Below are 14,183 nucleotides of genomic sequence, written 5' to 3' on the forward strand. Positions count from 1 at the left end.
GCTCTCAGGCGAAGACGTCGAGCAACTGGCCCAGCGCCGCGTTGCCCGCGAGCACTGCCACGCCGGTGCTCGCCGGCATGGCGCCGGTCAGCACCGCCGCGCCTACCGCCACCTTGGCCATGTCGCCGAGGTCGCCTTCGTTGGCGCTGCGCACGGTCTGCTTGACCGTGTTCCAGGCGGCTTCGGCGGTGTGGCTGAGAACGGAGCCGATGGAACTCATTGGTTTTCTCCCGGGAGTCAGAAAGCGGCGGTCCGGATGCAATCCGGACACAGGAAGTAACAATGTAACCCGATCGACGCCGCGGTGCCGCGAGGTCGCGAGGTCGCGAAGATCAAACGCTGCGCGATGCCGTCGCAGCCGTGGTTGGAAAGCGGATTTCTCGGTGAAAGCCGCACAGATCGGTGGAATCCCCTGAATGCTTGCCCGTAAATTCTTCGGCAACCCAGCATTCGGCGCGATCCATCATGAAAGTCATTGTTCTCGGCAGCGGTGTCATCGGCACCAGCACGGCTTATTACCTGGCGCGCGCGGGCGCCGACGTGACGGTCATCGACCGGCAATCGGGCGCTGCGGAAGAGACCAGTTTTGGCAATGCCGGCCAGGTGTCGCCGGGCTACTCCACCCCCTGGGCCGCGCCGGGCATACCGCTCAAGGCCATCAAGTGGATGTTCCAGAAGCATGCGCCCTTGGCGATCCGGGCGGACGGCAGCCTCTGGCAGTGGCGCTGGACCGCACAGATGCTGCGCAACTGCACGGCCGAGCGCTATGCGGTGAACAAGGAACGCATGATGCGGGTCGCCGAATACAGCCGCGCCTGCCTGCAGCAGCTGCGCGCGGACACCGGCATCGAATACGAGCAGCGCACCGGCGGCACGCTGCAGCTGTTTCGCAGCCAGGCACAGCTAGACGCGGTAGGCCGCGACATCGAAGTGCTGCGCGAGCTGAACGTGCCCTTCGAACTGCTCGGCCGCGATGAACTGGCCCGGGTGGAACCCGCACTGGCCCAGGCCCGCGACCGCCTGAGCGGCGGCCTGCGCCTGCCCAAGGACGAGACCGGCGACTGCCACCAGTTCACCCGCAAGCTGGCGGAACTGGCCCGGGGCCTGGGTGCCAAATTCCGCTTTGGGCAGGTCGTGGACGGCCTGGTCGTCGAAGGTGGTCGCATCGCCGGCGTGCGCGTCGGTGGCGAGGTGCTGCGGGCCGACCGCTACGTGGTCGCCTTCGGTAGCTATTCGCGCGATCTGGTCACGCCGCTGGGCATCGATCTGCCGGTCTATCCGGTCAAGGGCTATTCGCTGACCGTGCCGCTGGTCGACCCGGAACTCGCGCCGCAATCCACCGTGCTGGACGAGACCTACAAGATCGCCGTCACCCGTTTCGACCAGCGCATCCGCGTCGGCGGCATGGCCGAGTTGGCGGGCTTCGACCTGGGCCTGAACCCGGACCGCCGTGCCACGCTGGAACTGGTGGTCAAAGACCTCTTCCCCGGCGGCGACGTGGAGCGCGCCACCTTCTGGACCGGGCTTCGCCCGATGACGCCGGACGGCACGCCCATCGTCGGCGCCACCGGCTACGACAACCTCTATCTCAATACCGGCCACGGCACCCTGGGCTGGACCATGGCCTGCGGCTCGGGCCGCCTGCTGGCCGATCTGCTGACCGGCGCCCGCCCGGAAATCAGCACAGAAGGCCTGGACGTGCAGCGCTACACCCGCGGTCGCCGCGCGGCGCCGGCCCTGTCGACCGCGGCGGCCTGAGGCGATGGCCCGGCCCTCGCGCGCGCTCGTCGACCTGGACGCGCTGCGCCACAACTACGCGGTGGCCCGGCGCCTGCACGGCGGTGGCGCACTCGCCGTGCTCAAGGCCAATGCCTATGGGCACGGTGCGCTGCGTTGCGCGCAGGCCCTGCAGCGCGATGCCGACGGCTTCGCGGTCGCATTCCTGGAAGAAGCGGTGGCGTTGCGTGCCGGTGGCATCACCGGGCCGATCCTGGTGCTCGAAGGCGTGTTCGATGCCGACGAGCTGCGCCAGGTGCAGTCGCTCGCGCTATGGACCGTGGTGCACCACGAGGCGCAGCTGCGCATGGTGGAAGACACGGCCGACATCGCCGGCCTGCAGGTGTGGCTGAAGATCGACACCGGCATGCACCGCGCGGGTTTCGCGCCGGCGGACGCGGCTGCCGCGCATCGGCGGCTGATGGCCAGCGGCAAGGTCGTGGCGATCACGCTCATGACGCATTTCGCCCGCGCCGACGAGCCCGGCCAGCCGACGACGCAGGAGCAGATCGCCGTGTTCGATGCCGCCACGGCCGGCCTGGCCGGTCGGCGCAGCCTGTGCAATTCGGCCGGCGTGCTGGCCTGGCCCGAGGCACGCGGCGACTGGGCGAGGCCGGGCATCCTGCTCTATGGCGCCGATCCCCTGCCGGGCGGCGTGAACGAACACGGCCTGCGGCCGGTGATGACGCTGCAGAGCCGCGTCTTCGCGGTGCGCGAGCTGCAGCCGGGCGATGCGCTGGGCTACGGCGGCGGTTTCATCGCGCCCGTGACCATGCGCGTGGGGCTGGTGGCGGCCGGTTATGCCGACGGGTATCCGCGGACCGCGCCGGCCGGCACGGCGGTGGCGATCGACGGCGTGCGTTCGCGCGTGGCGGGCCGGGTGTCGATGGACATGCTGACGGTCGACCTCACCGATCTGCCACGCAGCGGCGTCGGTGCCGAGGTGGAGCTGTGGGGCCAACAGGTGTCGGTGAACGAGGTGGCGGCGGCGGTCGGCACCATCTCCTACGAGCTGCTCTGCAACGTGAAACGGGTGCCGCTGGTCTACCGCTGAGGTCGCCGGGCGTTGGCCTTCAGTTGCCGGTTAGGCCCCAGGCCAGGTCGGCCAGCACAATGGCCGCACCCCACAGGAAGGCGGCGGCGCCGACACCGGCTGCCACGAGCGTGGCCGTGCGGTGCCAGGACGGCCGAGTGGGAGTCACCACCCGCTTCGGGCGACGCAGCGGCGCGTTCGCGTCGATCGGCACTGCACCGGTCGCGGGGTCGCGTGAAATGACGAAAGCCGACGGCGGCCGGGCATTGGCAACCAGGGAACCGGGCCGTTGCGCATGAAGGTACGAAGCATCCGAAGCGCCGGTTCGCGGCTCGAGCCTCGTGCCGGCGAGCGACTGCAAGGGCGATCGGGTGGGGCGCTGCACTTGCGCCTCGATGCTTTCGAGTTGCGCGGCGACCTCCGAGTCTTCGAAATCCTGGCGCAGCCGCAGGCGGCGCCGGGTCGACCGGGAGGGCGGTTGCGAGTTTTGCCAGCTCGGGGAAGTCATGACGGCGAGTGTCGTGTCTGGACGCGCGCGCATCCAAGCACTTCGTTCGCCGACGCTCGAAAAAGCGTCAGATTTCCTTGAGCAGGGTGTCGGCGATGCGCACGCTCAGCGCCGCGCCGGTCAGCGTGGGGTTCATGCACGAGGACGAGGGCATCACGCCGGTGCCGGCGATGAAGAAGTTCGGATGGTCGTGGGTGCGGCAGTCGCGGTCGACCACGGAATCCTTCGGATCGTCGCCCATGATGGTGGTGCCCATGATGTGCTGGCGGTCCTGGTGCTTGGTGTCCATCTTCAGGATGTCGGCGTTCATCAGGCGGGCCATCTTTTCGAGGTCCTTCACACCGAAATCGCGCCCGGCATTCCAGTAGTCGTTGACGCTGTAGTAGATCTCGGGCACCGGCAGGCCGATGCCGTCGGTCTTGGTCTTGCTCGGCACGATGCGGTTCTGCGGCTGGGCTTCGGTCTCGAAGTCCACCGCCACGTTGAGCGAGCGCGCCGAGATGCGGCGGATCTCCGAATCGAGCTGGCTGCCCAGCACACCCTTGGCCAGCAGGTCCGACGCGGTCTGCGACGACGTGACGGTGTTGCGGAACTTGGTCTTGTAACTCGGGATGTCCTTACGGAACGGGCCGTCGCGGTAGTTGAGGTAGACCAGCAGCTCGGTCGGTCCCTGGCCGGGCCAGACGTCCTCGTTGGTCATCACGTTCATGCTGATGCCGGTGTGGCCCATCAGGTTGCGGCCCACCTGGTCGGACGAATTGGCGATGCCGTTCGGAAACTTTTCCGAGGTCGACATCAGCAGCAGCTTCGGCCCTTCGATGGCGTAGGCGGCCAGCACGAAGTGGCGGGCGGTGAGGCGGTGCGAGCTGCCGTCGGGCTTCTTGTAGTTGACGGCGGTGATCTTGTTGTCCGCGCCGTGCTCGATCTTGTAGACGACCGCGTTGTCGAGCAGCTTGGCGCCCGCTCGTTCGGCTTCATCGATGTGCATGGAGCCGTCGTACTTGGCGCCGATCGGGCAGACCGGGTTGCAGTTGTTGTTGCCGGCGCAGACCGGTCGATTGCCGTAGGGCCGACTGGCGCGGCCGTGCGGCTCCAGCACCGGGTTGTAGCCGCCGGGGCGCAGCATTTCGTCCATGCGCTGCATGAAGTAGGGCACGTTGAAGCCCTTCATGGGGAAGGGCTTGGAGCGGGGCGGCCAGGCCTGGCCGCCGTGGCCGCTTTCGTCCTGGCCGTCGTAGCCGGTCACGCCGAGTTCGGCCTCGGCCTCGCAGTAGTAGGGCTCGAGCTCGTCGTAGCCAATCGGCCAGTCGCGGCCACGGCCGTAGAGCGTCTTGATCTTGAAGTCGTTCGGAATCATGCGCCACAGCGCCGAGCCGAAATGCCAGGTGGTGCCGCCGACCACGCGCAGGTACTTGGTGGGATAGGACACCGGCCCGGTCTGCACCAGGTACTTGCCGTAGGTGGACGGAATATGCGGCGGGTTGGGGAAGGGCGAGCCGCTGCCCTGGGCCTTCATGTTGGCCAGCGACAGCTTGACCGGCGCGTTGCGGTAGGTCTCGACGATGTCGGCGCGCTTCACCCGGGGGCCTGCCTCCAGGATGATGACCGACTTGCCGGCCTTCGCGACGCGGCTGGCGATGATGCCGCCCATGACGCCCGACCCGATCACGATCAGGTCGGCGTCGAATTCTTTTCTGCTGCTGCTCATGATGTCTTCTTCTCTTGCGGGTTCGCCGGCTTCAGCACGGCGTTCGGCGTGGTCGAGATGCCGGCGGGCTTCTCACCCCAGGAGTCGGGGCCGCCGCCATAGCTGGGCACCACGATGACGTCGTTGGTGGGGCGGTACATCAGCGCGTCGGCGTAGGCCACCAGCTCCACGTGTTTGTCGTCGCCGACGATGCCCAGGTACCAGGCGGAGACGATCTGGGTGATGCTCTTCTTCAGCGGTTCGCTCAGGTCGGGGCGGGCCAGGAGCTCGTCGATGTTCGCCGCCTTGGCCTGGGCCACGTAGGCCTGCAGTGCGGCGACGGACTCGGCGAACTTGGGATCGAACTTGGCCAGGGTGGCCCGGTAGCGCGTGGCGAGCTTGGCGAGCAGTGGCTTGCCGCCGGTGAGGAACTCGGAGAGCCGCAGGAATTCGGTCGACTCGACCTCGGCGGCCAGGGCTTCGCCGCTGCCGAAGACGGCGCTGCCGCCCAGGGCCAGCGCGGTGCCGGCGGCGATGGCGCTGTAGAGCACCGCGCGGCGCGAGACGGCGCTCGGGGGCGCGACGGCGCCGGGTTCACGGGATGTATTCATGTTCTGGTCCTGCATGGCGGGGCGACTAGCGGGCGCGGCGGCGGAGGGCCACGACGGCGATCACGATCAGCACCAGCACCACGACGGCGGCCGGCAGCATGAACGGACGGGCCTGGGCGATCAGTGGCGGGCGCGGGCCGGCGCGCAGCGCGCGCACGTCTTCGGCGCTCACCTTCACGGCGGCATTGCCGTATTGGGTGAGCACGTAGTTGCCGACGGCGGCGATCTCGTCGTCGCTCAGGCGGTCGGTGAAGGAGGCCTGGTCGCCGAAGGCCGGCATGAAGTGCGCGTGACCGTCGACGGTGCGGTCCACGCCGTAGAGGATGGTGGAGACGAGGTTGTCGGCCCGGTCGGCGCCGGTGGCGGTGTTGTTGAACAGCGAGGGGTACTGGCCGCCCAAGGTGCCGGTGCCGTTGGCCTGGTGGCAGTGGGCGCAGCTGCCGCTGAACACGCGCCAGCCGATGTCCACGCCGTCGGTCAGGCCGCGCTGGTCGAGCTCGGTGGCCGATGCCTGGCCGTAGGAGAAGCGGCTCTTTGTCTCGGCGCTGGCCACGGCCGGCGTTTGCTTGACGAACACGGCGATGGCCTTCAGGTCGGCTTCGGGCAGGTGCTGCAGGCTGTGCTCGATGGCTTCGGCCATGGGGCCGGCGGCCTGTGCCTTGCCGTGCACGTTGCCGGTCTTGAGGTATTGCACCAGCTCGGCTTCGCTCCAGGCGCCGACGCCGGCGTTGGTGTCCGAGGTGATGTTGGGCGCATACCAGGTACCGACGCTGCCGCCGGACAGGAACTCGCCCGGACCGTTCTTCTCGGCCATCAGCTGGTTGCGCGGGCTGTGGCAGGTGCTGCAATGGGCCAGCGCGCCGGCCAGGTAGGCGCCACGGTTCCATTCGGCGGATTTGGACGCATCGGGCACGAAGCGTTCGTCCTTCAGGAACATCGCGTTCCACATCGCCATCGAGAAGCGGATGTTGAAGGGGAAGGGCAGGTCGGTTTCGGGCGCCCGGGTGTCGACCGGCGCCACGCCGTGCATGAAGTAGGCGTAGAGGGCCGCGGTGTCTTCGTCGCTCAGCTGCGTGTAGCTGGTGTAGGGCATGGCCGGATAGAGCCGGGCCCCGTCCTTGCGCACGCCTTCGCGCAGCGAGCGGGTGAAGTCCTCGAGGCTGTAGTCGCCGATGCCGGCCGATTTGGACGGCGTGATGTTGGACGCGTAGATCGTGCCCAGCGGCGACACGATGGGGTAGCCGCCAGCGAAGGCCGCACCGCCCTTGGGCGCGGTGTGGCAGGCGGCGCAATCGGCGGCCACGGCCAGCTGCCTGCCCTTCTCGACCAGGGCCGCGTCGGCGGGCGGCGCGTTCTGGGCGTGGGCCGCCCCCACGCTCGCCCATACGATGAAACCCACCGCGCTCCAGAACCTGGAGGCGGCAACCCCTGACTTGCGTACGCGCATCGTGCCTGACCCTGTGTTGTTGTCATGCCGACGCCCGAATTCGCACGCGTCGGCTCTATTTGTCAGCGATTGTGTTGTCTGACAACCAGAGGAGTGCCGGGCCGGTGGATTGACCACCTAAATTGCTCACGTTTATCCCGATGCCGTACGCGGGAAAGTTTGTTATGGCATTCGCGCGCCCGCTCCACTCCGCGTCATGCCGGGGCAAAGCGGGCGGCGGCATCACTTGGCGTTGGCGGGCGCGCGGTTGTCGCCGTAAACCGGCAGTTCGCCGCGCTTGTTGGCCGCCGCCATCTTCTGGCGCTGCTCGGCGCGGGCCGCCTGGCGCTGGGCCTTGGCGGGCTTGGCGCCGGCCTTGGCCGCGCCTTCCTCGGCGTCGCCGCCCTTGTCGCCGGAGCGGGCCTCCTGCGTGCCGGCCGTCTTGCGGGCGGTTCGGGCAGCGGCCTTCTCGGACGGGCTGGCGGGCTTGGCAGCCATGGCACCCGTACCACCGGCTTCGCCGGCAGGCGGGGTGGACGGCGTGGTCTGCGCGAGGGCGAGGCCGGCCGTGAACTGGGCGGCGACGAGCAGGGCGATGTTGGCGTATTTCTTCATGGTGGTTCCTGGTGTGTCGATCGGAGGAGTGCGGGGGAAAAAACCCGCGACATCATCTCGCCGGGCAGGACCGAGCGGAATCCCTCTTCCGGGAGAGTGTTCAACCGGCTCAGGGGCATGGCGCCGACGCGGCGAAACGCCGGAATCCGGATACGAATCTGCAAAGCCGGTGTTTTTTGTTCAAGACGCGCCCCGTTCGCCTGACGAGACTCGCGCCCATCCATGAGCATTCAGACCGTTTTCGATAGCGCTTCCCATTCCGCCCGATCCGCCGCAACGTGCGCGGCGATCGACCAACATCCGCCGACGGTCTTCGTGGTGGACGACGACGAGTCGATGCGCAGCGCCCTGTGCGGCCTGCTGCGCTCGGTGGGCATCGAGTGCCGGGCGTTTGCCTCGGCGCAGGCCTTTTTGCAGCAACCCGATCCGACGGGTGCGGCCTGCCTGGTGCTGGACCTGCGCCTGCCCGAACTCAGCGGCCTGGACGTGCAGCGCATCCTGGGCGATCGGGGTCGTGGCATTCCGGTGATCTTCATCACTGGTCACGCCACCATCGCTATGACGGTCAGCGCGATGAAAGCGGGCGCGGTGGAGTTCCTCACCAAGCCCTTCGCCGAGGCCGACCTGCTGGGCGCGATCCAGCGGGCGCTGGATGCCGACCGCGCCTCGGGCCTGCACCGCGAGGCCCTGGCCGAACTCAGGGCGCGGTACGAGTCGCTCACCCCGCGCGAGCGGCAGGTGATGGCGCTGGTGGTCTCGGGCCTGCTCAACAAGCAGGCGGCCGCGCGGCTCGGCACCAGCGAGATCACGGTGAAGGTGCATCGCCGCCAGGTCATGTCCAAGATGTGCGCCGGCTCGCTGCCCGACCTGGTGCGCATGGCCGAGCGCATAGGCAGCCCGGCGCTGTCCTGAGCGGCGCGGTCCACGCTTGCCGGCGCGGGTTCCGGGCCAGTGTTTTTCCTGTCATCCCTATACCAAGGTATAGATCGCGTCGTTACCGTCGACCGACCCGCTTATGCTCGCGCCATGGCAGTTGTAAGCATGGGTGACATGGTGCGAGGCGATATTCAGGGAAAGCCGACGATCGGCATCGTGGACGACGACGAATCGGTGCGGCTGGCCATCGGCACCCTGCTGCGCTCGGTCGGTTTCGAGACCCGGTCTTTCGGCTCCGGCCCCGACTTCCTGCTGTCGCACCGCTCGGTGCGGCTCGACTGCCTGATTCTCGATTTGCGCATGCGCGGCATGTCCGGGCTGGAGGTGCAACGCATGCTGCGCGAGCTGAACCATCCGGTGCCGGTGATTTTCGTGTCGGCGCACGGCGACCAGGACGCCCGTGACCGCGCCATGACCGCCGGAGCGGTCTGCTTCCTGTCCAAGCCTTTCGATGAAGCGGCGCTGCTCGCCTGCGTCGGGCGCGCGCTGGGCGACAGCCCGCGGCCGGCATGACGGCCGCCGGGGCTGCCGACGGCGCGTGTCGCCGGGCGCCGTCGGTGCCCCGTGGATCGACCGAGCCGGGCGGCATCGCGGCATCCACCCTCGACCGGCCGGCCGTCGTGCTGCGCCCCGCCGACGGCGGTGCGCTCCACCGGCTGGCCGCACCGCCCGGCGAGGCGGCCTTGCTGCTGGCCACCTGCAACGTCGGGCCTCAGCAAGCGGCGGCGCGGCAGCGACTGGAGCAGACCTGGTCGTTGCGGCATCGGCTCGATCCGGGCTTCGCCAGCGTTCCGCTTCAGTGGGTCCAGCGGGACGGTCTTCCCGCCCTGGTGCTGTCCGATCCCGGCGGCGAGCTGCTGCACGGGATGCTCGGCCGGCCGATGCCGACCGCCGCCTGGCTGGCGCTCGGCATCGAGATCGCCCGCGCCATCGGCGACATGCACGCGCGTGGTGTGGTGCACCAGGCGATCCGGCCGCACAACATACTGGTGAGCCGGCCGGGGCGCGCCTTTCTCACCGGCTTCGGCAGCGCCTGCCTGTCGGGGCAGGGCGAGCCGCCGATCGAGCCTGCGGCGGGCTCGGCCGATGCCATGCCCTATATGTCGCCGGAGCAGACCGGCCGCCTGAACCGCGCCATCGACGCGCGCAGCGATCTCTATTCGTTCGGCGTGACGCTGTTCCAGATGGCGACCGGCGTGCTGCCTTTTTACGCCGCCGACGCGGTGGAGTGGGTGCATTGCCATGTCGCCCGCGAGCCGCCGTCGCCTCGCCTGCTGGCGCCGGGCCTGCCGCCGGTGGTGACCTCCATCGTGCTGCGCCTTCTGCGCAAGGCGCCCGAGGAGCGCTATCAGAGCGCCGCCGGCGTCGAAGCCGACCTGCGGCGCTGCGCGCGGGAGCTCGCCGAGATCGGCGCCGTCGGCGAGTTCGCCCTGGCCGAGTGCGACGTGCCCGAACGGCTGGTGATCGCCGAGCGCCTGTACGGCCGCGAGCGCGACCTCGACCGCCTGCTCCACGCCTATCGCGGCGTGGCGGATACCGGCGCGCCGGCGCTGGCGCTGATCTCGGGTTATTCGGGCATCGGCAAGAGCGCGGTGATGAGCGAGCTGCGCAAGACGCTGGCAGCCGAACAGGTCACGTTCGCGGTGGGCAAGTTCGACCAGCACCAGCGCGACATTCCCTACGCCACCATCGCTCAGGCGCTGCAGGGCCTGGTCGCGCAGGTGTTGGGCCAGGACGCCGACCGACTGGCGGTATGGCGGCGCGAACTGCAGGCCGCGGTGTGCGCCCACGGGCAGATCGCGATCGGGCTGGTGCCCGAACTGCAGCATGTGATCGGCCCGCAGCCGGCCTTGCCGGAAGTGTCGGCCGTCGAGAGCACCTTGCGTTTCCAGAAGACGATCCGCCGATTCCTGGCGGCTTTCGCCCGGGCCGACCGACCGCTGGTGCTGTTCATCGACGATCTGCAGTGGCTGGACACCGCCACGCTCGACCTGCTGGCGGCCATGGTCACCAGCCCGGACTTCCGGCACGTGCTGCTGATCGGCGCGTACCGATCCAACGAGGTCGGTCTCTGGCATCCGCTGGCCGCCATGCTGTCGGTGCTGCGCGATACCGGCGTGCCGCTGCTGGAGCTGCCGCTGCAGGCCTTGAGCGTACGTGACCTCGAAGCGCTCGTCGCCCGCACCCTGCACGACGAGGGCTCGCGCAGTGCGGCGCTGGCCCGGCTGATCTGGGAAAAGACCCAGGGCAACCCCTTCTTCGCGATCCAGTTCATCGTCGCCCTGGGCGACGAGCAGCTGCTGTGGTTCGAGCGCGAATCGCAGCGCTGGGTGTGGAACCTCGCCGGCATCCGGGCGCGCAACTACAGCGACAACGTCGCCGACCTGATGGCCGAGAAGCTGCAGCGCCTGCCCGAGCCGACGCGCGCCCAGCTCATGCTGCTGGCCTGTCTCGGCGCGAGCGCGTCGCTGGCCACGCTGTCGCGGGTGTCCTCGCTGGAAAGCGGCGAGCTGCATGCCCGTTTCGCGCCGGCCGAGCTGGCGGGCCTGGTGTCGCGCAGCGCGGCGGGCTACCGCTTCATGCACGACCGGATCCAGGAGGCCGCCTACGAGGCGATTCCGGAGCCGCGGCGCGCCGGCCTGCATCTGCAGATCGCGCAGGGCATGCGCCGGGGACGCGAGGGCGCCGAACTCGATGCGCTGCTGTTCGAGCTGGTCGCCCAGTACGCCTGCGCCGAAGCGCTGCTGGTGTCCGACCTGGACCGCCTCGACGTGGCGGGCCTTCACCTCGCGGCCGCGCGCCGGGCCATGGTCGAAACCGCCTATCGGGCGGCCAACGGCCTGCTGGCGACGGCGCAGCGGCTGCTGCCGGGCCATGCCTGGGAGATCGATTTCCGGCTGGCCTTCGACATCGAACGTACGCGGGCCGAATGCGAGTTCCTGGTGGGCGAGCCCGCGGCGGCCGACCAGCGGCTGGCCGCGCTGGCGCCGCGCGCCTCCAGCCTGCTCGACAAGGCCGGAGTGACCGCACTGCAGGTGACGGTCTGCCTGGGGCTCGACCAGAGCGCGCGCGCCATCGACGTCGCGCTGGGTTTTCTGCACGACAGCGGCATGCCCTGGCCCCTGCGGCCCGGCCCGCAGGAAGTCGAGCGCGAATATGGCCGGCTGGTGGAGCTGATCGGCGCACGCCAGATCGAGTCGCTGCTCGAGCTGCCGGCCACGACCGACCCCCTGCGGCGCGCCATGCTCGACGTGCTGGCCGCCATGCTGCCGCCGGCCTTCTTCACCGACGAGAACCTGGTCTGCCTGGTGCTTTGCCGCATGGTCCGCCTGAGCATCGAATACGGCGCCACCGACGCCTCGCCACTGGCCTATGCCTACCTGGGCATGATGCTCGGCCCCTATTTCCACGACTTTCCCAGCGGCTACCGCTTCGGAAAGCTCGGCTTCGACCTGGTGGAGCGCGGCGCGCATCCGCGCTACAAGGCGCGGGTGCACATGTGCTTCGCCTACCACGTGCTCCCCTGGACCCGCGACATCCGCAGCGGCCACGGCCTGCTGCGCCGCGCGTTCCAGATCGCGCGCGACAGCGGCGACATCGCCTATGCGGGTTTCAGCTCGTGCTGCCTGGTGAGCACGCTGCTGGCCTCCGGCGAGCCGCTCGATTCGGTCGGGCGCGAATCGCAGGAGCGGCTGGATTTCGTCACCGCCGCGCGCTTCGGGCTCATCGTGGACATCATCACCGCGCAACGGCGGCTGGTGGCCACGCTGCAAGGCCGCACCGAAACCCTGGGCTGCTTCGACGGCGAGGGCTTCGACGAGGTCGAATTCGAGCGACACCTCCAAGCCAACCGCAGCCTGGACATCGCCGCCTGCTGGTACTGGATCCGCAAGGCCCAGGCGCGATTCCTGGCGGGTGATGCCGCCGCCGCGCTGCACGCGCTCGACCGCGCCGCGCCGCTGCTCTGGACCACCAAGGGCCATCTGGAGTTTGCCGAATACCACCTCCACCGCGGACTCGTGCACGCCGCCTGCCACCAGGCGGCCGACGAGCAGGAGCGTGAATCGCACCGCGCGGCGCTGGTGGCGCAACGGTCGCTGCTGGACGACTGGGCACGCCACAGTCCGGACAACTTCCGCGGGGCGGCGGCCCTGCTGGCAGCCGAGCAGGCGCGGATCAACGGCGACGACATGGACGCGATGCGCCACTACGAAGCCGCCATCGAGGCCGCGCGTTCGGCCGGCTTCGTGCACCACGAAGCCATGGCCTACGAACTCGCCGCGCGCTTCCACGCGTCGCGCGGCCTGCACGTGATCGCCGGCGCCATGGTGCGCGCTGCCCGCCTGGCCTACGACCGCTGGGGTGCGACCGGCAAGGTACGCCAGCTCGAAAGCCTGCACCGGCTGCCGCCGGAGTTCGCCGCCACGTCGGCCGACGAGACCGCGCCACGATTACTGGGCGAGATCGAAGTCGAGACCGCGCTGCGCGCCTCCCAGGCGGTCGCCACCGAAAAAGGCCTGGCGCGCCTGATGCGCACGCTGATGACGCTCGCCCTGGAACACGCCGGCGCCGATCGGGGCCTGCTGCTGCTGCCGCGTTGCGGCTCCTGGCGCATCGAGGCCCGCGCGACGACCCGGCGGCAGGCGGTGGACGTGGTGCTGCGCAGCGCCGAGGCGGGCGCGGACGACCTGCCGCTGACGCTGATGAACTACGCCGCGCGCACCCGCTCGCCGGTGCTGATCGACGACGCGCGTGCCCCGGGCCCGTTCGCCGACGACGCCTATTTCGTGCAGTCGCCCGCGCGCTCGGTGCTCTGCCTGCCGCTGCTGCGCCAGGGCGAACTGAACGGGCTGCTCTACCTGGAGAACCGGCTGGCCACGCGGGTCTTCACCCCGCGCCGGGTCGCCATGCTGACCCTGCTCGCGTCCACCGCGGCCACCTCCATGGAGAACGCCACGCTCGAGGAAAAGGAGTCGCTGCTGCAGGAGGTGCATCACCGGGTGAAGAACAACCTGCAGCTCATCAGCAGCCTGCTCAGCCTGCAGGCCTCGCGCATCGCCGACCCGAAAGTGGTGGAGCTTTTCACCGAGAGCCGCAACCGGGTGCGTTCGATGGCACTGGTGCACGAGAACCTCTACCGGGCCGGCAATTTCGCCCGCGTGCCGATGGCGCAGCATTTGCAGAACCTCTGCGGCCAGCTCGCCCGGGCCTACGGTGCGCACGAGCGCGGCGTGCGCTTGCGCGCCACGGTCGACGACATCCACCTGAGCCTGGACCGCGCGGTGTCCTGCGGCCTCATCGTCAACGAACTGGTTTCCAACGCGCTCAAGCATGCCTTTTCCGACCGCAGCGCCGGCGAAGTGCAGGTCGCACTGCGGGCCGCGCCCGACGGACGGCATGCGCTCACCGTCTCCGACGACGGCGTGGGCCTGCCAGCGCACATCGATTGGGCGCGGGCCGGCTCGCTCGGGCTGCAACTGGTCGACGACCTCGCCCAGCAACTCCACGGCGAGGTCGACGCCCGGCGCGGCCAAGGCACCACCTTCGTCATCACCTTCGCCGCCGACCCCGAGCCGGCCGCCACCGCGTGA

General features: G+C 69.4%; 12 protein-coding genes. 5 read left to right on the plus strand and 7 right to left on the minus strand.

Features of this window, described 5'->3' with window-relative positions:
- Positions 1 to 4 precede the first annotated feature (4 nt).
- Complete coding sequence (locus R9X41_RS10235) at positions 5 to 220, minus strand: hypothetical protein (protein ID WP_318634760.1); 216 nt, start codon at positions 218 to 220, stop codon at positions 5 to 7.
- Between the two features lie 112 nt (positions 221 to 332).
- The gene (locus R9X41_RS10240) at positions 333 to 467 is read right to left on the minus strand and encodes a hypothetical protein (RefSeq protein ID WP_318634761.1); all 135 of its coding nucleotides are present in this window, start codon (positions 465 to 467) and stop codon (positions 333 to 335) included.
- Here R9X41_RS10240 and R9X41_RS10245 point away from each other — a divergent pair.
- Complete coding sequence (locus R9X41_RS10245; RefSeq protein ID WP_318634762.1) at positions 466 to 1,758, plus strand: D-amino acid dehydrogenase; 1,293 nt, start codon at positions 466 to 468, stop codon at positions 1,756 to 1,758. The genes R9X41_RS10240 and R9X41_RS10245 overlap by 2 nt on opposite strands.
- A gap of 4 nt (positions 1,759 to 1,762) precedes the next feature.
- Positions 1,763 to 2,830 (plus strand): alanine racemase, encoded by a 1,068-nt coding sequence (gene alr, locus R9X41_RS10250; RefSeq protein WP_318634763.1) that lies wholly within the window; start codon positions 1,763 to 1,765, stop codon positions 2,828 to 2,830.
- Between the two features lie 19 nt (positions 2,831 to 2,849).
- On the opposite strand, the gene R9X41_RS10255 is transcribed toward alr, so the two are convergent.
- The 5 genes from R9X41_RS10255 to R9X41_RS10275 form a co-directional block, all read right to left on the minus strand.
- Positions 2,850 to 3,317 (minus strand): hypothetical protein, encoded by a 468-nt coding sequence (locus R9X41_RS10255; protein WP_318634764.1) that lies wholly within the window; start codon positions 3,315 to 3,317, stop codon positions 2,850 to 2,852.
- Between the two features lie 67 nt (positions 3,318 to 3,384).
- Positions 3,385 to 5,025, minus strand: a complete 1,641-nt coding sequence (locus R9X41_RS10260) for a GMC family oxidoreductase (RefSeq protein ID WP_318634765.1) — start codon at positions 5,023 to 5,025, stop codon at positions 3,385 to 3,387.
- Positions 5,022 to 5,615 (minus strand): sugar dehydrogenase complex small subunit, encoded by a 594-nt coding sequence (locus R9X41_RS10265; RefSeq protein WP_318634766.1) that lies wholly within the window; start codon positions 5,613 to 5,615, stop codon positions 5,022 to 5,024. The genes R9X41_RS10260 and R9X41_RS10265 overlap by 4 nt, the downstream gene beginning before the upstream one ends.
- 25 nt (positions 5,616 to 5,640) lie before the next feature.
- Entirely contained in the window at positions 5,641 to 7,014 is a 1,374-nt protein-coding gene (locus R9X41_RS10270) for a cytochrome c (protein ID WP_318634767.1), read from the minus strand.
- A gap of 270 nt (positions 7,015 to 7,284) precedes the next feature.
- Complete coding sequence (locus tag R9X41_RS10275) at positions 7,285 to 7,656, minus strand: hypothetical protein (protein WP_318634768.1); 372 nt, start codon at positions 7,654 to 7,656, stop codon at positions 7,285 to 7,287.
- A gap of 222 nt (positions 7,657 to 7,878) precedes the next feature.
- Between R9X41_RS10275 and R9X41_RS10280 the strand changes: the two genes are divergently transcribed.
- The 3 genes from R9X41_RS10280 (at position 7,879) to R9X41_RS10290 (ending at position 14,183) form a co-directional block, all read left to right on the plus strand.
- Positions 7,879 to 8,568: a response regulator transcription factor gene (locus R9X41_RS10280; protein WP_318634769.1), complete on the plus strand. Its 690-nt coding sequence runs from the start codon at positions 7,879 to 7,881 to the stop codon at positions 8,566 to 8,568.
- Between the two features lie 114 nt (positions 8,569 to 8,682).
- Positions 8,683 to 9,105 carry a response regulator transcription factor gene (locus R9X41_RS10285; RefSeq protein ID WP_318634770.1) on the plus strand — a complete coding sequence of 141 codons (423 nt, stop codon included), beginning with the start codon at positions 8,683 to 8,685 and terminating at the stop codon, positions 9,103 to 9,105.
- Positions 9,102 to 14,183 carry an AAA family ATPase gene (locus tag R9X41_RS10290; protein WP_318634771.1) on the plus strand — a complete coding sequence of 1,694 codons (5,082 nt, stop codon included), beginning with the start codon at positions 9,102 to 9,104 and terminating at the stop codon, positions 14,181 to 14,183. Before R9X41_RS10285 ends, R9X41_RS10290 begins: the two co-directional genes overlap by 4 nt.

Source organism: Xylophilus sp. GOD-11R (genome assembly GCF_033546935.1).
Taxonomy (GTDB): domain Bacteria; phylum Pseudomonadota; class Gammaproteobacteria; order Burkholderiales; family Burkholderiaceae_C; genus Xylophilus.

What these genes read in the sequence shown, in the direction of transcription:
- R9X41_RS10235 (WP_318634760.1), bottom strand. Translation starts at nt 220, where the DNA reads ATGAGTTCCATCGGCTCCGTTCTCAGCCACACCGCCGAAGCCGCCTGG.
- R9X41_RS10245 (WP_318634762.1), top strand. Translation starts at nt 466, where the DNA reads ATGAAAGTCATTGTTCTCGGCAGCGGTGTCATCGGCACCAGCACGGCT.
- R9X41_RS10240 (WP_318634761.1), bottom strand. Translation starts at nt 467, where the DNA reads ATGATGGATCGCGCCGAATGCTGGGTTGCCGAAGAATTTACGGGCAAG.
- alr (WP_318634763.1), top strand. Translation starts at nt 1,763, where the DNA reads ATGGCCCGGCCCTCGCGCGCGCTCGTCGACCTGGACGCGCTGCGCCAC.
- R9X41_RS10255 (WP_318634764.1), bottom strand. Translation starts at nt 3,317, where the DNA reads ATGACTTCCCCGAGCTGGCAAAACTCGCAACCGCCCTCCCGGTCGACC.
- R9X41_RS10260 (WP_318634765.1), bottom strand. Translation starts at nt 5,025, where the DNA reads ATGAGCAGCAGCAGAAAAGAATTCGACGCCGACCTGATCGTGATCGGG.
- R9X41_RS10265 (WP_318634766.1), bottom strand. Translation starts at nt 5,615, where the DNA reads ATGAATACATCCCGTGAACCCGGCGCCGTCGCGCCCCCGAGCGCCGTC.
- R9X41_RS10275 (WP_318634768.1), bottom strand. Translation starts at nt 7,656, where the DNA reads ATGAAGAAATACGCCAACATCGCCCTGCTCGTCGCCGCCCAGTTCACG.
- R9X41_RS10280 (WP_318634769.1), top strand. Translation starts at nt 7,879, where the DNA reads ATGAGCATTCAGACCGTTTTCGATAGCGCTTCCCATTCCGCCCGATCC.
- R9X41_RS10285 (WP_318634770.1), top strand. Translation starts at nt 8,683, where the DNA reads ATGGCAGTTGTAAGCATGGGTGACATGGTGCGAGGCGATATTCAGGGA.
- R9X41_RS10290 (WP_318634771.1), top strand. Translation starts at nt 9,102, where the DNA reads ATGACGGCCGCCGGGGCTGCCGACGGCGCGTGTCGCCGGGCGCCGTCG.